The sequence below is a fragment of the Lysobacterales bacterium genome (genome assembly GCA_016721845.1).
Classification (GTDB): domain Bacteria; phylum Pseudomonadota; class Gammaproteobacteria; order Xanthomonadales; family Ahniellaceae; genus JADKHK01.
Map to the genome: position 1 here is coordinate 1,908,332 of JADKHK010000013.1, position 21,087 is coordinate 1,929,418.

Here is a 21,087-nt window from a genome sequence, read left to right on the forward strand (position 1 = left end):
CGGTTGGAAGGAGTGTGTGCAGGTCTTGGTGGAGGCATCCTAGGTCGCCCGGGATTAAATCGATGTTAAGCGCGCGAACGCCGTTTTGTCGCCGATTTCTTCACTGTCTTCATGGCCTTGCCGGTGTTCGCAGGGACTGCAGCACTGGCGCGGGTCGCCTTCTGCGGCAGCGTGACGCGGCGACGTTCAGCGCGCGTTTCGGCTTGCCGCACGCGGCGTTCAAGGTAGGCGATGATTTCACCCGCGACGTCGATGCCACTGGCCGCTTCGATCCCTTCGAGCCCGGGCGACGAATTCACCTCCAGCACCAGCGGTCCGCGCTTCGCACGCAGCAAGTCGACGCCGGCAATGCCCAGACCCATCACCGCAGCGGCGCGAATTGCGGCATCGGCCTCCGCCGGCGTGAGCCGGGTGGCTTCGGCACTCCCGCCACGATGCAGGTTCGAGCGGAATTCACCGGCCTTGGCCTGGCGCCGCATGGCCGCGACCACCTTGCCGCCGACGACGAAGCAGCGCACGTCCGCACCCTTGGCCTCGGCGATGAATTCCTGCACCAGAAAGTTCGCGTACAGACCGCGGAAGGCCTCGATCACCGAGCGCGAACCGGACTGGCTCTCGGCCAGCACCACGCCCTGCCCCTGGGCACCTTCGACCAGTTTGATCACGTGCGGCGGCTTGCCGAGCATGGCCAGCAGGTCGGTGGTGTCGTCCGGGTTGTCGCCGAACACCGTGCTCGGCAAGCCGAGTCCCTGCTGCGCCAGCAACTGCAGGCAGCGCAGCTTGTCGCGGGCACGCAGCACCGCGTCGGACTTGTTCGGCGTGAACACGCCCATCATCTCGAACTGGCGCAGCACCGCCGTACCGTAGCGGGTGATCGATGCGCCGATGCGCGGGATCACCGCATCGAATGGATGCAGGTCCTTGCCCTTGTAATGCATCTCGAAGCGACCGGCATCGATACGCATGTAGCAACGCAGCGGATCGAGCACGCGCACGGTGTGATGGCGCTCGCGCGCGGCCTCGATCAGCCGATGCGTGGAATAGAGCCTGCTGTTGCGCGACAGAATCGCGATCTTCATGTGCTGCCACCCGACTTGCGCCTGCGTCCACGCGGTTTGTCGCCGAGCTCGAAAGATCGTGCCGGATCGACAATGATGCGGCCGGCCAACGCGGTCCGGCCGAGCAGCATCGGAAACATCATGCCATGACGATTGGTCAGATTCGTTTCGATCTCGAAGGCCGCGTCGCCGATGCGCACGTGTGTGCGGATGAACGGACGCAATGCCGAACTGCCGCCGGAGTCGGTGACCTTGCGCCGATCCGCGAGCGGGGCTTCGAACCAGCGCGCGCGACGCCCGGAACGGGTCTCGGCATCCAAGGCGAATCGCACCCAGGTCGCGCCGTCATGCAGGAATTCCTCGATCGCTTCGACATGCAGGCTGGACGATCGCGCGCCGGTATCCAGCTTGACCTTGATCGCCACGCCGCCGAAGTCCGGCAGTACCAGCCATTCGCGCCAGCCCAGCACCCGCGGTGGCTGCAGCCCGGTGACCGCTTGCGAAACTGCCGATGTCACGATGCCCGTCCGCACGACCTTGGGGCGCGCACCTTGGCGCGGCGAACCGGTCGCGTCAATGCCGCAGCGCATGACCCAGGTCAATCGCCGGAGCGGTCTGGCTTGAACACTTGCCGGCGATCACCCATGTTGCCGAGAAGGGGGATAGGCATGACGACCGGATCGGCGCCGGAGCAACCACTGAACGAACGCTTGCGTGCCATCGCTGCACGCATGGCGCCCGTCCTGCTCGGATTCGATCTCGCCGCCAGCGAACGCCTGCAGCAACACCGCGTGCTCAGGCAGCGACTGGTGAGCATGGCGGTGATCGTCACCATCGGCCTGCTCGCCTGGATACCGATCGACCTGCAGACCTTGCCGACGCCAGTGGCGTCGCATCTGCTGGGCCTGCGCCTCGGACTCGGCGCACTGGTGTTGCTGATCGCATGGACGCAACACGGCGCGACACGCCTGCCCCCCGTCGTCGCGATCGCGCTGTTCATTGCGCTGCAGGCCGTCGGTTTCGCCTGGATGGAGGCCGAAATACCGAAAAATGCCGACCCTTTGCTGCGCCTCGGCTATGGCCTCTTCCCGTTCATCATCGCTGCGCAGATCGCGGTGTTTCCACTGCCGCTGGCGGTCACGCTGACGCTGTCGGCTCCCGCGATCGGCCTGTTGCTGCTGCTGCTCGACCTGATGCGCGCACGCAACGACGCCGCCCATGATGGCCTGACCGGGCTTGCGAACCGCCGCAGCGCGATGGCGAGGCTGGCGGCCGAAATCGCGCAAGCGCAACGACGAAAACAGTCCCTGGCGCTGCTCGCGCTCGATCTCGATCACTTCAAGCAGGTCAACGACCGGCATGGACATGCCGCCGGCGACCGGGTCCTGATCGAATTTGCGGCCACCTTGCGCGACAGCCTGCGCCAGGGCGACCTGGGCGCGCGCGTCGGTGGCGAGGAGTTCATTGCGATCCTGCCGCAGACCGACCGAGAGGCGGCCGCGATCGTTGCCGAGCGCATCCGCGAACGCTGCGAAGCCCTGCAGGTTCGCCGCGACGACGGCGTCGTGATCCGCTTCACCATCAGTATCGGACTGGCCATGCTCGACGGCTCGGACGTCACCGGATCACTGCTCGCCCGGGCCGATGTGGCGCTGTATCGCGCCAAGCGCGAGGGCAGGAATCGAGTCGCGCTTGCAGGGTGACTGGAGCGGGTGAAGGGAATCGAACCCTCGTCAGTTGCTTGGGAAGCAACAGCTCTACCATTGAGCTACACCCGCTTCGCACCGGCATTATCGTGACAAGTCCGACACCAGCGCAATGACTTGGCGGCGCTGCTGTCCGCGGCCAGAATGCGGCCATGCCCTTGCTGCTACGCGTCGTCCTGCTGCTGTTCTTCGCCGTCCCGGTCCATGCGGTCGAATGGTCGACCGTGGTCAGTCCGCGCGGGCAATTGTTTCCTTCGCTGGTGTTGGCGACCGCGAACATGCCTGGGCCGGCACGTCCGAAATCCACGGTGATCGGCGATCCCAGCGGACTGATCGGCGTACGCGTGCGCGCCGAGCGCGACAACCAGCCGGTGCGCGTCACCATCAAGCTGCCGGGCTGGCTGCGCGAATCGTCGCTGGATGTGCGCCTGGCCAAGGCCGGAACGATGTATTCGCTGTATCCCGTGCTCGAGTGGGAGTTTGCGTTGCTGCGCGATTTCGACCATGCCGCACCGGAAACCATCCGCTTCGAACTGCAACTCGACGACCGACCGAGCGAGAGCAAGGTCGAGCGCGTGCGCCTGCATTCGATCAATGAAGCGCCGTACTTCGTGCAGGACGACAAGCGACCGACCAATCTCGCCTGGATGTTCGCGGCTTATGTCGACGAGGATCATCCGCAGGTTCGGCGCATCGTCAGCGAAGCACTGAAAAACGGCGCTGTGAAGCGCTTCGACGGTTACCAGTCCCGCGATTCAAAACAGGTGATGAAGCAGGTCTATGCGGTGTGGCGCGCATTGCGCAGCCGCGGCATCCGCTACAGCTCGATCACGCGCACCGGCAACGGCAAATCCGAAGTCCTGTCGCAGCACGTTCGCTTCATCGACGAAAGCTTCGGCAACGCCGAAGCCAACTGCGTCGACGGCACCGTCCTGCTGGCTGCAGTCCTGCGCAAGATCGACCTGAACCCGGCCCTGGTGATGGTGCCCGGACACATGTTCCTGGCGTTCGAGCTCAGCCCCGGCGGCGAGCGCAGCTATCTCGAGACCACGCTGATCGGCGATGGGCTCCCCGCCAAGGGCAAGGAATCCGACGACGCCGCCTTCGCCAACTTCCGCCGCGCCAGCGAACGCGGTCACGCGCTCTTCCAGAAGTCGCGCGCGAATTTCAGCGACCGCAGCAAGCCCGAGTACCAGATCATCGATATCGGCGCCGCCCGCGACCTCGGCGTCGTGCCGATCGGCGCGAGGCGTTAAGGTGTCGACATGCACCTGATTTGCAAACGGATCGTCATCGCCATCGCTGCCTGGGCAGGCACGGGTGTTGCGCATGCGGCCTGCCCGCGCGCCGTGTTCTTCGATCTTGGCGACACGCTCGTTCAAGCCGGCCCCGGCGGCCTGTTCGTGGTCAAGCCCGGTGCCCAGGCCATGGTCGACCGGCTGCAGGCGAACGGCACTCGCGTGGGCGTGATCACCAACGTGCCCGCCGGTTTCACCCGCCCGCAACTCGACGCGCTGCTGGCCGACCCCGCCTTCCTCAATGAATTCGAAGTCGTGCTGATGTCCTCGCAAGCACCGGCGCCGAAGCCGAATCCGGCGATCTACACGCATGCCCATGGGCTGCTCGCGAACCCGCCGTCGATCACCGAGACGGCCTTTGTCGGCGAGACCCTGTCCGAAATCGCCAATGCGCAGAATGCGCCGACCAGCGGTGCCCGCGCCGCCGGCATGATCGGCATTCACCTTTCCGGCAATGCCCCGAGCGCACTCGCCGACTTCACGATTCCACCCACCGACCTGGCGCAACTGGTGACCTTGATCGAAGACCAATGCCGGCTGCACGCGGATGGCTTCGAAGCCGCTGCGCGCGCCGCAGTCGCCGCCGCAGTCACATCCCGCGACACGCTTGTGCGCTCGCCGGAGCCGATGCGAGACTGATTCGCGATTCATCGACTGGAGGCGACGACGCGATGACTTGGAACAACGGACTCCTGGGCCGGTCACTGATGTGGGCGATGGTGTTGTGGCCTTGCGGCCATGTGCTCGGCGCCGAATGTTCCGACGGCCTCGACAACGACGGCAACGGGCAGATCGACAGTGCGTCGGTGTACTGCAAGCTTCCGGGCGACAACGACGAATCCAGTTTTCGTTCCGGCATTCCGGGAGACGACGGCAACCTGCCGCGCAGTCTGGATACCTTTTTCGATCTGAATGGCGGCAGCGGCGACGACAGCTGCAACCTCCACGCGTGCTGCATGATCGCGGGCGCTTGCCCGGCCGACTTGGAACCCGGGCTCTTCAACCCGTCCTTGTGCATCGCCGCTGTGGCCTGTGTCGACAATACGAAGCCGGTCATCCAGCCCGGCTGCGATGCGTTCGGATGCTGCGAGATGCACGACACGATCACATCCACCGATCGGATCGTCTTCATCAATCCGGTGGTCTCTCCGAATTGCACGATCGCGACCATCGGCGACGGCGCATCCTGTCGCGCGTGCACGCCGAATCCGGAGACCTATCTGTCGATCCGCTTGTTCAGCGACGGATTCGAATAAGCCGAAGATGCACACGCCTACCGCGCTGGCGCGACATCACGAGGCCCGCACCCCGCGCTCGACTTCGGTCAGCGCAACCTTGTCGCGCAGGTAGGCGGGCAGCGCGAATTCGGGCGCGACGCCGTGGCCGCGCTGCCAGCGCGAGACCGCGAGCTGGGCGATCCGCGAGGCGCGCGGAAAGCGCTCGCCGTCGGCGAATTCCGGCGCGCCGATGCGCGGCGCCCAGTAATCCGGGTAAGCGCTCCAGCCAGTACCGATGACGCCCCAGCGTTCGGCGCGCGCCAGCGGCACGCTGTGCGCCGGGCCGACACATTCGTCACCGATCAGTTGCACGCCATGCTGGGCATCGAAGCGATAGCAGCCGGCATAGACCTCGCCCATGCGCGCGTCGATGGTGGCGAGCACGGTCAGGGTCGGATCGACTTCGATCACCTCGGCCGCGAGCGCTGCAAGCGAGGAGATCGGCAACACCGGCACATCCAGCCCGAGCGCGATGCCCTGCGCCACCGAGATGCCGAGGCGGACGCCGGTGAAGGCGCCGGGGCCGCGTCCTACGGCGATTGCGCCGATCTTCGACTTTGCGACGCCGGCCTCGGCCAGCACCTCGTCGATCATCGGCAGCACGAGTTGCGCCTGCCGTTTCGGCGCGAGTTCGAAACGCTCGTAACATTCCGCCGCGCGCAACAGCGCCACGGACACGGCTTCGGTCGAGGTATCGAGGGACAGCAGCCAGGAACTCATGAGGTGTGCTCCGCCGAGGTCGGCAGTTCGGGGGGGACGGATGCGCCGAAGGCATACCAGTCGATGCGGCGCGTGAGATACATGGTCGCGCCGATCAGGGCAAGCACGAGGCCGCTGCCGGCCAGCAGCGCATAGTCCTCGGCACCGACCAGCACATACAGCGTGGCGTACAGCAGGGCCAGCCACAACGCGATGACGACGCCATGGCGCGGCCTGCGCAGCACCGCCCCGGCGTAACCGGCGATCATCGCGATCAGCACGACTGCAGCGATCAGATAGGCGAGCCCGAAACGCAGATGCTCCGACGCCGCGAGCAGGACCAGGAAGAATGTCGCCAGCGCCACGCCGACCAACAGATACTGCACCGGATGCAGGCGCAACGCGCTCAGCGTCTCGAACAGGAAGAACACGCCGAAGCTGAGCGCGATCACCAGCAATCCGTATTTCAGCGTGCGCTCGTTGCGCTGGTAGACATCGCCCGCCTCATACAGGGCGACACCGAACGCCTGCTCTCCGAGCCGCGCCGCATCGATCTCGCCGCTCGCAAACGTGGCCGGCAGATTGCGGTTGAATTCGAGCACTTGCCACGATGCTTCGGAAGCATTCGCGTCGATCCGCGAGTGCGTCGGCGAGAACGCGCCGGAGAAATTCGGGTCCGGCCAGGGCGCGCGCAGATGCGCGCGATAATCACGCGCCAGCGGCAGCCAGTCGAAGCGACGGGAACCCGCCAAGCCGAGTTTCAACTGGCCCTCGATCGGTGCATCGGCACCCTCCAGCGACAGCGACGCCAGGCGAAACAGCGCCAGGCCGCCCGGTCCTTCGCCCAGAGATTCGGCGCGTGCCGCCTTGATGTCGCCGAACAGCGGCTCGATGCGCCGCAGGCCGCGCGGATCAGCGACGCCGAAGACCAGTTCGGCCTGGTTCCAAAGCACCTCGCCTTCGCCCGCGGCGAACATCTCGCGCGGATGCGCGAACGTGACCGCGAGGGTGACATCGGCCTGGTACACGGGCAGTTCGAAAATGCCGCGACGGCGTCGCTCGACCGTCAGCACCGCGTCGGCATCGACGCGATCCGGCACCTGGTAACGCCAGTATCGATGCGGCACCACGACGCCGTCGCTGCGGGTCTCGCGGACGTCCACCGGCACCCGCAGCAACGGCGCACCGACGCGCTGCGCGTCGCCGAAACTGCTGGCCAGTGCTTGTTCGGCCTCGCTGCGCCGGCTTTCGCGTTCACGCCGCAAATCATCGAGCATCGACAACGGAATCGCCATCAGCAGCGCGAGGAAGCCGACTGCGAGCAGCTTCAGCGTGGCCGAGCGATGAAAGGCGGGACGAGGGACGGACATCGGCAACTCCGGGTAGCGGGCGGCGGGTAACGGATGGCTGCAGCAGACACCGTCGCCGTGGCCGAAATCGGCGCGAATGTGGCGGACGCGGCACCAATCGGGCCCGTCCGCGGGCAACGCATCGATCTTCAAACGCCATGCCAGCGCGCTGAAACATCGATCTGGTCAATCGACATGCCTTATTGTCGGAACGAACCGACCGAGGGAAGCACGATGAACCTGCGCGACTTGCACTACCTGGTGGCCCTGGCCGACCTGCGCCATTTCGGACGCGCGGCCGAGGCCTGCTTCGTCAGCCAGCCGACACTGTCGACGCAACTGAAGAAGCTCGAGGAGGAACTCGACGTCACCCTGATCGAACGCAGTTCGCGCCAGGTCATGCTGACCGACATCGGTCGCGAGATCGCCGAGCGCGCCCGTCTGGTGCTGCGCGAAGCGGACCAGATCCGCGAACTCGCCAAACGCACCCGCGACCCCGAAGCCGGCACGGTGCGCCTCGGCGTCTTTCCGACGCTGGGCCCCTACCTGTTGCCGCACGTCGTGCCGCGCGTGCGCCAACGCTTCCCGCAACTCACCCTGCTGCTGACCGAAGACAAGACCGAGGCGCTGTTGCGCGGCCTGCGCGAAGGGCGTCTCGATGCCGCAGTCATGGCTTGGCCGGTGCATGACGCGCAGCTCGCACATGCCGACCTGTTCGAGGAAGACTTCCTGCTCGCGTTGCCGATCGGGCATCCACTCGGCAAGCGCAAGCGCATCGAGGTGTCGGCGCTATCGCGCAGCGAGTTGTTGCTGCTCGAAGACGGTCATTGCCTGCGCGAACAGGCGCTGGACGTCTGCCAGATGGCGGGCGCCATCGAGACCCGCGGCTTCCGGGCCACGAGCCTGGAAACCCTGCGCGCCATGGTCGCCGCAGGCGTCGGAATCACCCTGCTGCCGGCACTCGCGGTCGCGCCGCCCGTGCCGACCAGCGAACACCTGCAACTGCTGCGCTTCAGTGGCGACGTGCCGCATCGGCGTATTGCGCTGTTCTGGCGCCGCAGTTCGGCGCTGGGCCCGTTCCTCGAACGATTGGCCAGGGAACTGGCGGCGGTCCCCAAGTCGGCGCTGACCGCACGCGGCGGCAGTTGACCGACTGCGCCGCACTGCGCACAGTGGCGGCATGTCGCGTCGCCTGATCCTGCTGCTCACCCTGTTGTGCCCGGTGCTTGCCCACGCCGAGGTCTCGGTTATTCCGTATGCCGCCTTGTACGAATCCCTGCGTCCGGCGCTGGAGATTGACGGCCATGATCGCCTGCTCGCGCGCATCCGCATCCTGAGCAAGCGCAGCGACGTCGCGCCGGAGCAGATCCGTCTCGATATCCAGAGCCGCAACGGCGTGCGCAGCATCCACGTCGCCGCGAACGGCGATGTGCATTTTCCGCTTGATCCGCAACTGCGCGAGGAGAACCCGACGGTCGCATCGAACCAGCCCAAGGGTTCGCTGACCTTGTCGGTCGCGATCGTGTTGAAGCCGCCGCGCGGCCTGCGTTTCCCGTATCGGGAAATCGCCCGCGGCATCGACCAGATGCGTGCCGTCGTGACCGCCGACGGTGTCGCCGACCAGTTTCGCGTGCGTGGCGTCGAACTGTGGTTCGACCCGGCTGCACAGGCGCAATTGAGCATCAGCGGGCGCATCGAACACCTGCTGATGGCCGACCGTGCCGGTCGCATCGTGCTCGACGACAGCGCCGAACTGCGCGAGGACGGTGTGATGCTGATCTTGTCGGCCGCGCCACGCGAAATCGCGCCGGTGATCGGCATGGGCGCACCGTAAATGGCGACCCGGGGACGCTACGGTGCCTGGCTCGGCCTCGCTGGCGTTGCACCGGACGAGCCGGCGCGCGCGCGCCGCGTCAGCGAATGGTTCGAATGGGTGCTCGTGCCGCTCGCGTTGTGGCTGCCGATCCAGTGGTCGCTGGAAAGCAGCGGCCAGATTTCAGCACCGACGGCCAATCTGGTCGCATGGCTGACCTGGGCGTTGTTCGTCGCCGAGGCGGCCGTGGTCGGGGCACTGGTCGACGACCGTGCCCGTTATTTCCGCAGCAACTGGCTGAACCTGCTGATCATCGTCACCGGTCTGCCTCTGCTCTGGGAGCAAGGCAGTTGGGCTCGTGCGGCGCGGGCCTTGCGTCTGCTGCTGATGTTGTCGCTGCTGACCAATGTCGCGCGCGTCGTGAGGCACATGCTGGCGCAGAACCGGCTCGGCCCGATCCTCGCGGCGATCGTCATCGTGACCACGCTGGGCGGTGCCGTCATCGGATACTTCGACCCGGCCTTCTCGCGCCCGATGGATGGCATCTGGTGGGCCTGGGTCACGGTCACCACGGTCGGCTACGGCGACATGGTGCCGCAGACGCCGGCGGCACGCGTGTTCGCGGTCACGCTGATGCTGCTCGGCGTATCGATGATCGCGCTGCTGTCGGCCTCGCTGGTGGCGTTCTTTCAGGAAGACGAGGAACGCGAGGCTCGCCACGTGCGGCGCATGATCTGGATGAAGCTGCAGCACATGGAGGACGATGCCGAAGCGCGCGCCAGGCACCATGACGAACTGCTGGCCCGCCTCGCCTCGATCGAACTCGCCTTGCTCAAGGCGGTCGAGGAACGCAGCGCGCTGGAACGCAAGCTGGAGCGTCTGCTCGCACACGTCGCCGCGCCGACGGCCGACGACGCGCCGAAAGATCCTGCACCGAACAACGGTCCCATCGCTTGAATCCGACACCAGGGAACCCCAGCACATGGCGATGCTTGATCTGCCCGAACCCGACCAGGCCCTGCCCGGCCGATCCACGCCGATGGCGGTGGTGAACGCGCACCACGTCCATGGCCGACCGATTGCCGGCGACTTTCCCGGATTGGCGCGCGTCCAGTTCGGCATGGGCTGCTTCTGGGGCGCGGAGCGCAAGTTCTGGTCCCTCCCCGGGGTCTACACGACGGCCGTCGGCTATGCCGGTGGCTACACCCCGAACCCGACCTATCGCGAAGTCTGCTCGGGCCGGACCGGGCACGCGGAGGTCGTGCTGGTCGTGTTCGATCGAGCGAAGCTCGGGCTGGACGCGTTGCTCCGCGTGTTCTTCGAAAGCCACGACCCGACCCAGGGCATGCGCCAGGGCAATGACCGCGGCAGTCAATACCGCTCCGCGATCTACGCGTACACGCCAGAGGATCTCGCGATCGCCGAGCGGATGCGCGACGCGTATGCCGGAGCCCTGCGCAACGCAGGCTATCCGCCGGTCACCAGCGAGCTCCGCCTCGCGCCGCCGTTCTATTACGCCGAGGACGAGCACCAGCAGTACCTGTCGAAAAATCCGCGTGGCTATTGCGGCCTGGGCGGCACCGGCGTGGCCTGCGCGCTCTGAAGTGCGGCGCGCATCTCGCGCACCCTGAGGGTACGCGGATGATCGTTCCCCATCGATGCCACCAGCACCGATTCGGCCTCGGCATAGGCCGCGTCGGCAGCACCGACATCGCCCATCGCCTGCAGGGTCTGCGCACGCCCGACCTCGAACAAGCCCACTTGCCAGGCCTCGCCACCGAGTACCTTGCGCGCCCGCGCCAGCACTTGCACGTGCAGCGCCAGCGCGTCGTCCAGGCGCCCCTGCTTGCGATACAGGCCGGCGATGTTGTGCATCAGCGCCAGCGTGTCCGGATGACTCTCGCCGATCAATTCGGTCTCGATGCGCAAGGTGCGCTCGTACAGGACCGCCGCGGCATCGAGTTTCCCCGACAGCGACAGCAGCAGGCCCAGATTGCTCATGCTGTTGCGCGTCAGGTGGTGCTGCTCGCCGTAGAGGCGCTCGCGCACGGCCAGGGCCTCGCGGAACAGCGGCTCCGCGTCGGCGAAGCGCTTCTGCTCCTGATACACCGTCGCCAGTTCGTTGATGGTCGTCAGCGTTTCCGGATGCGCATCGCCAAGCACGACCCGGCGCCGTGCAAGCACGTCGACGAGTACCGCGACGGCCTCGTCGAAGCGGCCAAGATGCCGCAACACGACGCCGCGATCGTGGCGCAGGCCCAATCGGCGCGGATGGTCGTCGCCGAATTCACTGCCCAGCGCCGCCAGCGAGCGGTCGAACAGACCCAGTGATGCCTCGTGCTCGCCGAGCATGCGCAGCGCCTGCGCGAGCGGCTGCATCGCTCCGACATCACGCACCGAAACGATGTCGGTGTCCTTGAAGTAAGGCCGCAATACATCGGCAGCCGCCGCATAGTCGCCATGCTGGTAGGCGAGTCGAGAACGCAACGAATCGCGCGACAACGACGCGCCCGACGTTGCAGTGATCAGGGCCTCGGCCTCGTCGAGTCGATCGCGGTCGATCAACACGTCGGCCAGCTCGAGTCGCAACGGCTCGACCTGCGCCGGCAACCATTCCTCCGCCAGCGCCAGCGCGGCGCGTGCGTGCGGCTCGGCCTGGTCGGGTGCACCCAGTGCCTGATACAGCCGACTCAGGGTAAGCCGGACTGCCGCTTGCTCGGCCGGTGCTTGATCGAAGCGACGACCCACTTGCCGCGAAGCGAGATCCAGCGCCTGGCGCACCGTCATCTCGTGGCCGGGCATGGCAGCCGGGTCGGCCGCCGCCAGCAGATCGTCTTCGAGGAAGGCGAGCACGGTGCCGGCGACGCGCGCGCGCTCGTCGGCGCGATCGCGCTCGGCAGCGATGCGCTGGATCGACAAGGCGATGCCGGCGGCAGCGGCGATCAGCACGCCCACGCTGGCCGCGCTCGCGAACGGGTGTCGTGCCAACCAGCGGCCGAACACATGCAGCGGATCGTGCCGGCGCGCGGCGATGGGACGATTCGCGAGAAACGCCTGCAAGTCGAGTTGCAGTGCCGCCACCGTCGCATGGCGGGCATCTGGCGCATCGGCCGTCGCCCGCTGCACGATCAGGCGCAGGTCTTGCGGCAGGCCCTCAGGCAGGATCAACCCCGCATCGGGCTCGCCAGCCTGGCCCAGCAAGGTGCGGTGCTCGTTCGCATCGCGCGCCAGCAACGCCGCCAGCAGGCAGCCGAGCTGGTAGAGATCGCCAGCCACGGTCGCGGCTTCGCCACGGCGTTGTTCCGGGCTCGCGAATCCCGGCGTGAACGCGACCGGTGCGGTGTCCTCGCCCGCATCGGCGAGGGCCGCGATGCCGAAATCGAGCAGCTTGGCGCGACCGTCGGCATCGACCATCACGTTCGATGGCTTGATGTCGCGGTGGAGCACGCCGCGTGCATGCGCGTAAGCGACCGCATCACACACGTCGAGGAACAAACGGATGCGCTCGCGCAAGGGCAAGGCCCGTGCGACGCAGTGGCGATCGAGGGTGTCGCCCTCGATCAATTCCATTGCCAGCCACGGCCGCCCGTCCTCGCGCTGGCCACCATCGACCAGTCGGGCGATGTTCGGATGCCGCAATGCCGCCAGCGTCTGGCGTTCGCGCCGGAACAAGGCTTCGCTGACCGCACCGCGGCCGGTCAACCACTTCAAGGCGACCTGTTGCTGAAACTGGCCGTCGTCGCGTTCGGCCAGCAGCACCGCGCCCATGCCGCCGCGCGCCAGTTCGCGCACGATCCGGAACACGCCGACACGCGCACCGGCGGTCGGCACATCGTCGACGGATGCCAGCAGGTCGCGGAACAGGGCACCGGAAAACAGTCGCCCCGGCTCCAGCAGGTCGAGGGCTTTCATGGGCAAGGCAGGATCGTCGGCATGGGTGTCAGAACCCGGATCGGCCACCGAACCCGCCATCGTTCAAGCCGCCAGCAACACGGCGAGGCGGGCACGCGCATCCGCCCACACGCGCTGCGAGGTGCGCAGGGACTCACCGATCGCGTCCGCCGTTTCCTGTTCGGTCAGGCCCGCGAACACGCGGCATTCGACCACGCGCACCCATTGCGGATTCTCGGATTCCAGACGGTTCAGGGCGCTGTCGATATCGATCAGATGCTGGGCTTCGACCGCGACCGCCTGCTCGCGCGCATCGATGTCGGTATGCGCGGCACCACCGCCACGCTTTTCGGCGATGCGGTCGCGGGCGTGGTTCAACATCAGCTGGCGCATCGCGCGCGCCGCCAGGGCCAGGAAGTGCGCACGGTTCTGCACGGCTTCGGCGCCACCACGTTCGAGGCGCAGATAGCACTCATGCACCAATGCGGTTGGATTCAGCGTGCCCTGCCCGCCACCGAGCACACCGCGGGCGATGCGCTTGAGATCGTCATAGACGAGGGCGACGGCCTGATCCCAGGCGCGGTCGTCGCCCGATCGGGCCTTGTCCAGCAGTTCGGTGACCTGACTCATGCGACGCCTTGCGATTCCCTCCTGCGAGCATAGCCCGGTGCTGGCGGGATCGGACAGCGTTCCGGGTATCGAATCGCAACAGCGGAGCTCAGCCATGAATCGTGTTGTCGTTTTCCTGATCAGCTTCGTCCTGAGTGCGATGTCGACCGCGGCGCGCGCCGGCGATGATCCGCTGGCGCCGCTCGGCAGCAACCTCGGCGGCGTGACCGACTTCAGCGACGAATTCCCGTTCGTGAACCTGATGAAGTCCTCGCGCGACTGGATTCCCGGCCGCGCCGGCTGTTTCGACTGCCGCGACAACCCGAGTTGCGGCGGCGTCTGCCCGGTGACGCTGGATCGCGACACCGATGGCTACGTGCAAAGCCTGCTGCCGAACCAGGAAGCACGCAGCGTGATCTACGCCGGCGCCGGACTCGCCACCGGTCGCCTGCCCGCCGGCACCTACACGATGCTGTTCGACGGCAACGGCAGCGTGAACTTCTTCGGCGCGAGCAATGTGCAGAACCCGCAGCCGGGTCGCATTACCTTCGACATCGGCGCCAGCAATACGAATATCGGTTTCAACCTCACCGCGACGACGCCCGGCAACCACCTGCGCAACATCCGCATCCTGCCGCCCGGCGGCGTCTGTTCGAACGATGAACGCCGCGCCTGCGATGTCGGCAATCCGTGCAGCGGCGGCACCTGCAACCTGTACACCGCTGCCGGCGTCGTCGACGCCCAGGTGTTCCAGCCGCGCTTCCTCGCCAACGCCGCGCCGTATCGGCTGCTGCGCTTCATGGACTGGATGGAGACCAATTCCTCGTCGGTCGTCCAGTTCGCCGACTATCCGACCCCGACCAGTGCCTTCTGGCACCGCGTGCCGCCGCAGATCCTGGCCGAACTCGGCAATCGCCTCGGTTCGGACCTGTGGATCAACATCCCGCATCGCGCCAGCAACGCTTTCGTCGATCAGTTCGCGACTGTGTTGCGCGACGACTTTCGCGCCGACCGCAAGCTCTTCATCGAATACGGCAACGAGAACTGGAACGGCATTTTCAGCCAGAACCTCGAGATCCCGCGCGACGCCTGCCCGGGATTTCCCGATCTCGCCGCAAATTGCCAACTCGACGGTGTGCCCGGCAATGGCATCGCCTGCGAGATCGATCCGAACACCTTCAGCGTGCCGGCCCCCGCAGGCGCCGCCTGCTTTCAGGCGCTGGTGCGGCGCTGGGGCGATCGCTCGGTCGAGATCTTCGATCGCGTCGATGCCGTGTTCGGCGCCAACGCGCGCGACCGCGTCGTGCGCGTGGTCGCCGCGCAGGCCGCGAATCCCGATCTCGGCCGACAGGTGATGGTGCGCACGGTCACGGCCGGCGGCACGACCGTCGCCGCCAAGACCGACGCGTACGCGGTCGCGCCCTACTTCGGCACCGAATACTGCACGCCGAGCGCGGGCGTCAATCCGGACTCGAATCCGAACGTGTACGCCAATCTCGACAACTTTTTCGCCGACCTGAACGCGCGCGCGTTGCCGACTGCGATCGGCTTCATGACCGGCAACAAGAACATGCTTGCAAACAACTTTCCCGGCGCCGGCATCCGCCTGATCGCCTACGAAGGCGGCCAGCACTTCGCCGGTATCGGCGGCTTCACGTTCAACACCACCTGCAACGCGATCTTCGATGCCGCGAACGCCGATGCACGCATGGGCACGCTGTATGCCGACTATCTTGCCGCCTGGAAGCAGAACGGCGACGAATTCACGCACTTCTACAACGTCGGGCGCTGGGGCCCCTTCGGCCGCTGGGGCGCGCTCGAATTCCAGGATCAGGCGACGGCGACCTCGCCGAAATACACGGCGCTCACGACGTTCTCGACCTCGAACGCGTGCTGGTGGCCGAATTGCGCGCAAGGCCCGAGCGCACCGATCGATGACCTGTTCGGGGACAGCTTCGAAGGCAACGGCCCACCACCACCGACCTGCACGCCGGCCCAATTGCTGAGCGACAGCGGCCTCGAAGCCAGCAACCCGGGGACCGGCGCCAATCCGTTCTGGGCCTCGACCTCGCTGGAGTTCGGCAGCGCGATCTGCACCAGCAGCATCTGCCCCGACGACGCCGGCACCGCACTGCCGCGCAACGGCAGCGCCTGGGCCTGGTTCGGTGGCATAGCGAGCGCGGAGACCTCGACCCTGTCGCAGTCCGTGGTCATTCCGCCCGGCAGCCCGCGCCATCTCAACTTCTTCCTGCGTCGCGGCTTCATCAGTCCGCCGCTCGATGCCGTGCTGCGCGTCAAGGTCGACGGTACGACCGTACGCACCTTCGACGAACCTGCCAGCGCCGAATCGACTTACGTCGCGCGCAGCGTCGACCTGAGCAGCTTCGCCAACGGCGCCAGCCATGCGATCCAGTTCGAATACGTCAATCCGACCAGCAGCGGCAAGTCGAACTTCGTCGTCGACGACCTGACGATCGATTGCAGCGCAAACGGAAGCTGAGACCTTGGCGGGATCGGTCATCAATCGGGGTTTGGAGAAGCCGAACCCCACCGGAGAACGGCCATGCATCGCATTTTACTTGCCCTCGGATTGACGACGCTGGTCATGCCCACGGATGCAGCCACGCTGCGCTATCACGGGGAATTGCTGGATCGGAGTGCACCTGCGAACGCACGCTACGATCTGCGGCTGACGCCCTACGCCGACGCCGGCGGGAAACAGGCGCTGGCATCGGCCGTCACCTTCGAAGACGTGCTGGTCGAGGACGGTTTTTTTCTGCTCGAACCGGACTTTGGCGCCGGCATTCTCGACCATCACGACGTATGGATCGAGCTGGCGGTTCGCGACGCCGACAGCACACTCGGCTTCGCTGCCATCCAAGGCCGCGAGAAAGCCGTGCTCGCGCCATTGGTCGGTCAATGCTGGAGCACCACCGGCGACAGCGGTGTCAGTGCGGCGACGAACTTCCTCGGCACCACCGATGGCGCCCCCTTGGTGCTGCGCTCGTCCGGCGGCATTGGCATCAACACGTCCGACCCTCGTGACCTGTTGACGCTGCGCGGCCCCAGCAGCTATCTGGATGGACCCACGATCAACCTCACCGGCACAACGTCGGACCAAGCCGAATCGGGGCGCATCCGCTTCGTCGAGGGTACGGCCACCGGCAACTTCCGCGGTGCGTACGTCCGTTACGACGGTGCCAACAACGTGTTTGCCATCGGTGCGCACAACAACTCGGACAACCTCCCGGCGAGTGATGTCGATCAGATCGTGATGTTGCGCTCGGCAACAACACGCGTCGGTATCGGAAGGTCGCCTGAGGAAGAACTCGACGTCGATGGCGACATCCGCGTCAACGGCGGCGTGAAATACGCCAACGTCGCACAGCACTCGTTGATGATCCACAGCAGTGCCTTCAGCGAGATGCAGGACAACGACTGCACCAATGCCGTCGACCTCCGGAAGAACTCCAACTTTGGTGCGGGAAACTGTGGCGCCGTGGCCCCAGTGTCACTTCCCGACAAAGCGGTCATCCATGCGCTCTCCGTTCGCTTCTCGATGGGCAACGGCACCTCGACCGGTGACTGCACGGTGGCCCTGAAGCGCCGAGAGTTCACCGAAACAGGGGACGTCACCGAGATCGCGAGTGTCTCTGGGGTCGGCAGCGCCGGCGTCGACTTCGTACTTGCGAGCAATCTCAACACTCGTGTGAACACCGACCTGCATGCGGATTTCCTGGAAGCGATCTCGCGCGAAACCACCTGCGGCATCGGGATCGTGCGCATCGTCTACACCTTGCCTGATGGTTTCATCCCGTGAGCGTGGCGCGTCGTATGGCCGCCATCGGCATGCTCTGTGCGCTCCAACTCGATGCATCGGCGTCCGATCGGTTTTCAATACGTCGGGCAGACGCGGCCGTGGTCGACCGCTCGGCCGACGCACGCTTCGCTGTCCGCACAGTGGCGGAATTCCGATCTTCTCCGGCCGACCCGCCGCGCTTCACGCTCAAGTCCACGAACGCCACGTGCGCGCCCTCGCCTGATCCGTTGTTCTCGAACAGTTTCGAATAGGCGCTCAACGCGCCGCCAGCAACCGGCTCATCAGCGACTTCAGGGCCAGCGGCTTCACCGGCTTGTGCAGCAGGTGATACCCGGCCGCGCGCACGGCATTGCGCACGGCATCGGAGTGGTCGGCAGTGATGATCACGGTCGGCGCAGCGCCGACCAGTTCCTGCAGCTGCGCGCGCAGCTGCAGGCCGTCGTGGCCACCGTCGAGGTGGTAATCGAGCAACAACAGGTCGGGCGGCTGGGCATCGGCGAAGATGCGCGCATCATCGGCGTCGCGCGCCGCATGGACCTCGCACTGCCAGCCGACCAGCAAGGTCCGCATCGCCTTCAGCACGGCGGCGTCATTGTCGACCACGAGCACGCGGGCGCGTGGCGGCTGTTCGGTGACGACGGCGACCGCCGCAGCCGGCTGGGTCGAAGGGCTTGCGATCGGCAGTTCGACCGCGAACATCGTGCCGCGCCCAACCTGCGAGTGCAGGCGCAGCCGATGCCCGAGCAGGCGGGTGATGCGATCAGCAATCGCGAGGCCGAGACCCAGCCCCTGGCTACCGCGATCGAGACGCCGGAACTCCTCGAAGATCACTCGGTGCTCGGCTTCCGGAATGCCGGGTCCGCTGTCCCAGACTTCGATCGAGAGCATCGCGCCATGGCGTCGGCAACCGATCAGCACCCGTCCGCGCTGGGTATAACGCACCGCGTTCGACAGGAAGTTCTGCAGCACCCGGCGCAGCAGTTGCGGATCGCTCTCGACCCAGGCGCGGGTATCGACGCAGCGCAATGCCAGGCCGCGCTCGGCCGCGAGCACGCGAAACTCGCTGGCCAGGTGCTGCAGCACATCGCCCAGCGCGAACGCCCGGACCTGCGGTGTCATGCCGCCGGCGTCAAGGCGCGAGATATCGAGCAATCCGGCGAGCAACGCCTCCGCCGAATTCAAGGCGCCGTCGATCTGCTGCACGCCTTCGAGATACTCGCCGTGCTTTAGCGACTGCGCCAGCGCGTGCGTGAACAGGTGGGCGGCGTGGATCGGTTGCAACAGGTCGTGGCTGACCGCCGCGAGAAAACGCGTCTTGGCCTGATTCGCTCGTTCGGCTTCGGCGGTCGCATGCGCCAAATCCTCGGTGCGTTCGAAGACGCGCTGCTCCAGGGTCTCGGCGGCACGTTTCAATCCGGCCTCGTTGGCGCGGAATTCGGTGACATCGGTGAAGGTCGCGACGAAGCCGCCACCCGGCATCGGGTTGCCGCGAATCTCGATCACGGAACCGTCGGGAAAACGGCGCTCGGTCACGTAGGGCGTGCCCGCGCGCATGTGGTCGATGCGGCGTTCGAGATCGCTGGCGCCGACCTGCTGGCCGGTCAGGCCACGATCGATGTTGAAGCGGAGCAGGTCCGCCACCGGCGTGCCAACGCGCAGCAATGCCGGCGGATAGTCGAAGCGTTCGGCATAACGTCGATTCCATGCCACCAGACGCAGATCGGCATCGACGACGCTGATGCCCTGGCTCATGTTCTCGAGGGCGGCTTCGAGGATCTGCTGGTTGAAGCGCAGCGTCTGCGACGCTTCACCGACGAACTCCGCAACGCGTTCCAGCGCCGCAGCCGGCGTACGCCGCGCCGCATCAACCAGTAGTCGCGCACTGGCCGCACCGATCACCGGCGCCAGTTCACGCTCCACCCGCGCGATGCGCTCCGCCCCGGCATACGGCTCGGCCTCGTCGAACAAGGCCGCGCTCTGCGCCTCGGGCAGGAAGCGTGATGCGAGCGACCGCAATACCGAACTCTCGATGCGGCCAGTCGCGTAGTCGTCGCCGACGTGCCCGTGTCGCGCCCACCACAGCATCGCCGCACTGCTCGCGAGCAGGCTGACCAGGGTGCCGCGCGCGAGCCGGTCCAGCCCGCCGAGACCCAGAAACTGCGTCGGTTCCAGCCATGCCAATCCGACCGGGAATCGCAACCGTCCCAGCCCGACCAGTTCGCTCGCCAGCGGCAGCAGGATGATCCAGCACCACAACGCGATACCGACCAGCAAGCCACCCTGCACCGCACGCGCCGGCAGCTGCGGCCGATACACCGCCGCGATGATGGCCGGCGCCAGCAAGGCGAGTGCGGAAAACGACAAGGCGCCGATATCGGCCAGGGCCTCGCTCGCCGCCATCGCGCGGCTGTACGCCCAGGCGAGCAGCACGACGAAGGCGATCGCGTAACGACGATGACGCAACACGACCACCCGCAAATCGCCGGACTCGGCGCCGGCACTGCGCACGACGCGCGGCGCGAACCAGTGGTTCGAGATCATGATCGACAAGGTCAATGCCACCAGGATGACCATGCCGGTCGCTGCCGACACGCCGCCGAGAAAAGTCAGCAGGGCGAGCGCGTGATGGCCTTCGGACAGCGGCAGGGCAAGCACGTACAGATCGGACGGGACCAGGTCACCGAATGCGACACGCCCGGCCCAGGCCAGCGGCAGGATCGGTGCCGCGATCAGCAGCAGGTAGAGCGGAAACAGCCAGCGCGCCGTGCGCAGATGCTGCCGGTCCCGCAATTCGACGACTCCGAGATGAAACTGGTGCGGCAAGGTGAACATCGCCACCGCACCCAGCGCGACCAGGGCGAAGAAGCCGCTGTCCGGACGGCCCGTGAAGCCCTGCGGCACGCGCGCCGCCAGCGCAGCGAGGCCATCGTTCATGCCGAACACCGCGAACAGTCCCACCGCGATCATCGCCGCCAGCTTGATCAGCGATTCGAACGCGACCGCGAGCACCAGGCCGCGATTGTGCTCGGTCGCGGCGGCGCGGCGGGTGCCGAACAGCATCGCGAACAAGGCCATCACCAGCGCGATCCAGAACGCCGCATCCTGCCAGGCCGGCACCTGCGCGGCACCACCGGTCAACATCGCGTAACTCATCGCCACCGCCTTCAGCTGCAAGGCGACGTAAGGCACCATGCCGATCACCGCCACCGCCGTGATCAGCGCGGCGAGGCGCGGGTCCTTGCCGAAACGCGAGGCGATCAGGTCGGCCAGCGAGGCCGAATTCTGCGCCTGCGCCAGCGCTGCGAGCCGGCGCAGGAAGGGCATCGCGAACAGGAACAGCAGGAGGGTCCCGATGAAGGTAGGCGGGATCGGCGTGTTCCAGCGCGCCGCCTGGGTGACCGTGCCGTAGAAGGTCCAGGCGGTGCAGTACACCGCCAGTGACAAGGCGTAGATCGCCGGCCACAGGCGCGCGAAACGTTCGGCACGACGTTCGCCGTACAGCGCCACCGCAAACAGCAGCAGCACCCAGACCAGGCCCGCGACCACCACCGTGGACGCGCTCAGCAT

General features: G+C 66.5%; 17 protein-coding genes and 1 tRNA gene. 10 read left to right on the plus strand and 8 right to left on the minus strand.

Annotated features, from left to right (window positions below):
• Window positions 1-65: 65 nt before the first annotated feature.
• Window positions 66-1,079 (minus strand): 30S ribosomal protein S6--L-glutamate ligase, encoded by a 1,014-nt coding sequence (rimK, locus tag IPP28_16135; protein ID MBL0042526.1) that lies wholly within the window; start codon window positions 1,077-1,079, stop codon window positions 66-68.
• A complete protein-coding gene (locus IPP28_16140) occupies window positions 1,076-1,648 on the minus strand; it encodes an ATP-dependent zinc protease (protein MBL0042527.1) in 573 nt (190 codons plus the stop codon). Before IPP28_16140 ends, rimK begins: the two co-directional genes overlap by 4 nt.
• Window positions 1,649-1,726: 78 nt before the next feature.
• Between IPP28_16140 and IPP28_16145 the strand changes: the two genes are divergently transcribed.
• A complete protein-coding gene (locus tag IPP28_16145) occupies window positions 1,727-2,761 on the plus strand; it encodes a GGDEF domain-containing protein (GenBank protein ID MBL0042528.1) in 1,035 nt (344 codons plus the stop codon).
• A 1-nt stretch (window position 2,762) separates the two neighbouring features.
• Here the strand turns inward: IPP28_16145 and IPP28_16150 are convergent.
• Window positions 2,763-2,836, minus strand: a tRNA-Gly gene (locus tag IPP28_16150).
• Window positions 2,837-2,916: 80 nt separating this feature from the next.
• Here IPP28_16150 and IPP28_16155 point away from each other — a divergent pair.
• The 3 genes from IPP28_16155 to IPP28_16165 are packed head-to-tail and all read left to right on the plus strand — an operon-like array spanning window position 2,917 to window position 5,318.
• Complete coding sequence (locus tag IPP28_16155) at window positions 2,917-4,020, plus strand: hypothetical protein (protein MBL0042529.1); 1,104 nt, start codon at window positions 2,917-2,919, stop codon at window positions 4,018-4,020.
• A gap of 9 nt (window positions 4,021-4,029) precedes the next feature.
• The gene (locus IPP28_16160; GenBank protein MBL0042530.1) at window positions 4,030-4,701 is read left to right on the plus strand and encodes an HAD hydrolase-like protein; all 672 of its coding nucleotides are present in this window, start codon (window positions 4,030-4,032) and stop codon (window positions 4,699-4,701) included.
• 32 nt (window positions 4,702-4,733) lie between these two features.
• Complete coding sequence (locus tag IPP28_16165) at window positions 4,734-5,318, plus strand: hypothetical protein (GenBank protein MBL0042531.1); 585 nt, start codon at window positions 4,734-4,736, stop codon at window positions 5,316-5,318.
• Window positions 5,319-5,354: 36 nt separating this feature from the next.
• Here the strand turns inward: IPP28_16165 and tsaB are convergent, their stop codons facing one another.
• The gene (tsaB, locus tag IPP28_16170; GenBank protein MBL0042532.1) at window positions 5,355-6,059 is read right to left on the minus strand and encodes a tRNA (adenosine(37)-N6)-threonylcarbamoyltransferase complex dimerization subunit type 1 TsaB; all 705 of its coding nucleotides are present in this window, start codon (window positions 6,057-6,059) and stop codon (window positions 5,355-5,357) included.
• On the minus strand, window positions 6,056-7,408 hold the full coding sequence (locus tag IPP28_16175; protein ID MBL0042533.1) for a cell envelope integrity protein CreD: 1,353 nt from the start codon (window positions 7,406-7,408) through the stop codon (window positions 6,056-6,058). The genes tsaB and IPP28_16175 overlap by 4 nt, the downstream gene beginning before the upstream one ends.
• Window positions 7,409-7,621: 213 nt before the next feature.
• On the opposite strand from IPP28_16175, the gene IPP28_16180 reads away from it, so the two are divergent.
• From IPP28_16180 to msrA, 4 genes are read left to right on the plus strand one after another with little or no spacing between them, the layout of a single operon-like run.
• The gene (locus IPP28_16180) at window positions 7,622-8,536 is read left to right on the plus strand and encodes a LysR family transcriptional regulator (GenBank protein MBL0042534.1); all 915 of its coding nucleotides are present in this window, start codon (window positions 7,622-7,624) and stop codon (window positions 8,534-8,536) included.
• A gap of 31 nt (window positions 8,537-8,567) precedes the next feature.
• Window positions 8,568-9,221, plus strand: a complete 654-nt coding sequence (locus IPP28_16185; GenBank protein ID MBL0042535.1) for a hypothetical protein — start codon at window positions 8,568-8,570, stop codon at window positions 9,219-9,221.
• Complete coding sequence (locus tag IPP28_16190) at window positions 9,222-10,157, plus strand: ion transporter (GenBank protein ID MBL0042536.1); 936 nt, start codon at window positions 9,222-9,224, stop codon at window positions 10,155-10,157.
• Window positions 10,158-10,182: 25 nt separating this feature from the next.
• On the plus strand, window positions 10,183-10,803 hold the full coding sequence (msrA, locus tag IPP28_16195; protein ID MBL0042537.1) for a peptide-methionine (S)-S-oxide reductase MsrA: 621 nt from the start codon (window positions 10,183-10,185) through the stop codon (window positions 10,801-10,803).
• On the opposite strand, the gene IPP28_16200 is transcribed toward msrA, so the two are convergent.
• Both IPP28_16200 and IPP28_16205 read right to left on the minus strand, forming a co-directional pair.
• A complete protein-coding gene (locus IPP28_16200; GenBank protein ID MBL0042538.1) occupies window positions 10,761-13,172 on the minus strand; it encodes a tetratricopeptide repeat protein in 2,412 nt (803 codons plus the stop codon). The two genes, msrA and IPP28_16200, sit on opposite strands and share 43 nt — an antisense overlap.
• Before the next feature lie 3 nt (window positions 13,173-13,175).
• Complete coding sequence (locus tag IPP28_16205; GenBank protein ID MBL0042539.1) at window positions 13,176-13,721, minus strand: RNA polymerase subunit sigma; 546 nt, start codon at window positions 13,719-13,721, stop codon at window positions 13,176-13,178.
• Between the two features lie 94 nt (window positions 13,722-13,815).
• On the opposite strand from IPP28_16205, the gene IPP28_16210 reads away from it, so the two are divergent.
• Both IPP28_16210 and IPP28_16215 read left to right on the plus strand, forming a co-directional pair.
• On the plus strand, window positions 13,816-16,200 hold the full coding sequence (locus IPP28_16210) for a hypothetical protein (protein MBL0042540.1): 2,385 nt from the start codon (window positions 13,816-13,818) through the stop codon (window positions 16,198-16,200).
• Window positions 16,201-16,263: 63 nt separating this feature from the next.
• Complete coding sequence (locus IPP28_16215; protein MBL0042541.1) at window positions 16,264-17,520, plus strand: hypothetical protein; 1,257 nt, start codon at window positions 16,264-16,266, stop codon at window positions 17,518-17,520.
• 255 nt (window positions 17,521-17,775) lie between these two features.
• Here IPP28_16215 and IPP28_16220 read toward each other — a convergent pair whose 3' ends face one another.
• Window positions 17,776-21,087 (minus strand): PAS-domain containing protein, encoded by a 3,312-nt coding sequence (locus IPP28_16220; GenBank protein MBL0042542.1) that lies wholly within the window; start codon window positions 21,085-21,087, stop codon window positions 17,776-17,778.

What these genes read in the sequence shown, in the direction of transcription:
- rimK (MBL0042526.1), bottom strand. Translation starts at nt 1,079, where the DNA reads ATGAAGATCGCGATTCTGTCGCGCAACAGCAGGCTCTATTCCACGCAT.
- IPP28_16140 (MBL0042527.1), bottom strand. Translation starts at nt 1,648, where the DNA reads ATGCGCTGCGGCATTGACGCGACCGGTTCGCCGCGCCAAGGTGCGCGC.
- IPP28_16145 (MBL0042528.1), top strand. Translation starts at nt 1,727, where the DNA reads ATGACGACCGGATCGGCGCCGGAGCAACCACTGAACGAACGCTTGCGT.
- IPP28_16155 (MBL0042529.1), top strand. Translation starts at nt 2,917, where the DNA reads ATGCCCTTGCTGCTACGCGTCGTCCTGCTGCTGTTCTTCGCCGTCCCG.
- IPP28_16160 (MBL0042530.1), top strand. Translation starts at nt 4,030, where the DNA reads ATGCACCTGATTTGCAAACGGATCGTCATCGCCATCGCTGCCTGGGCA.
- IPP28_16165 (MBL0042531.1), top strand. Translation starts at nt 4,734, where the DNA reads ATGACTTGGAACAACGGACTCCTGGGCCGGTCACTGATGTGGGCGATG.
- tsaB (MBL0042532.1), bottom strand. Translation starts at nt 6,059, where the DNA reads ATGAGTTCCTGGCTGCTGTCCCTCGATACCTCGACCGAAGCCGTGTCC.
- IPP28_16175 (MBL0042533.1), bottom strand. Translation starts at nt 7,408, where the DNA reads ATGTCCGTCCCTCGTCCCGCCTTTCATCGCTCGGCCACGCTGAAGCTG.
- IPP28_16180 (MBL0042534.1), top strand. Translation starts at nt 7,622, where the DNA reads ATGAACCTGCGCGACTTGCACTACCTGGTGGCCCTGGCCGACCTGCGC.
- IPP28_16185 (MBL0042535.1), top strand. Translation starts at nt 8,568, where the DNA reads ATGTCGCGTCGCCTGATCCTGCTGCTCACCCTGTTGTGCCCGGTGCTT.
- IPP28_16190 (MBL0042536.1), top strand. Translation starts at nt 9,222, where the DNA reads ATGGCGACCCGGGGACGCTACGGTGCCTGGCTCGGCCTCGCTGGCGTT.
- msrA (MBL0042537.1), top strand. Translation starts at nt 10,183, where the DNA reads ATGGCGATGCTTGATCTGCCCGAACCCGACCAGGCCCTGCCCGGCCGA.
- IPP28_16200 (MBL0042538.1), bottom strand. Translation starts at nt 13,172, where the DNA reads ATGGCGGGTTCGGTGGCCGATCCGGGTTCTGACACCCATGCCGACGAT.
- IPP28_16205 (MBL0042539.1), bottom strand. Translation starts at nt 13,721, where the DNA reads ATGAGTCAGGTCACCGAACTGCTGGACAAGGCCCGATCGGGCGACGAC.
- IPP28_16210 (MBL0042540.1), top strand. Translation starts at nt 13,816, where the DNA reads ATGAATCGTGTTGTCGTTTTCCTGATCAGCTTCGTCCTGAGTGCGATG.
- IPP28_16215 (MBL0042541.1), top strand. Translation starts at nt 16,264, where the DNA reads ATGCATCGCATTTTACTTGCCCTCGGATTGACGACGCTGGTCATGCCC.
- IPP28_16220 (MBL0042542.1), bottom strand. Translation starts at nt 21,087, where the DNA reads ATGCTGAGCGCGTCCACGGTGGTGGTCGCGGGCCTGGTCTGGGTGCTG.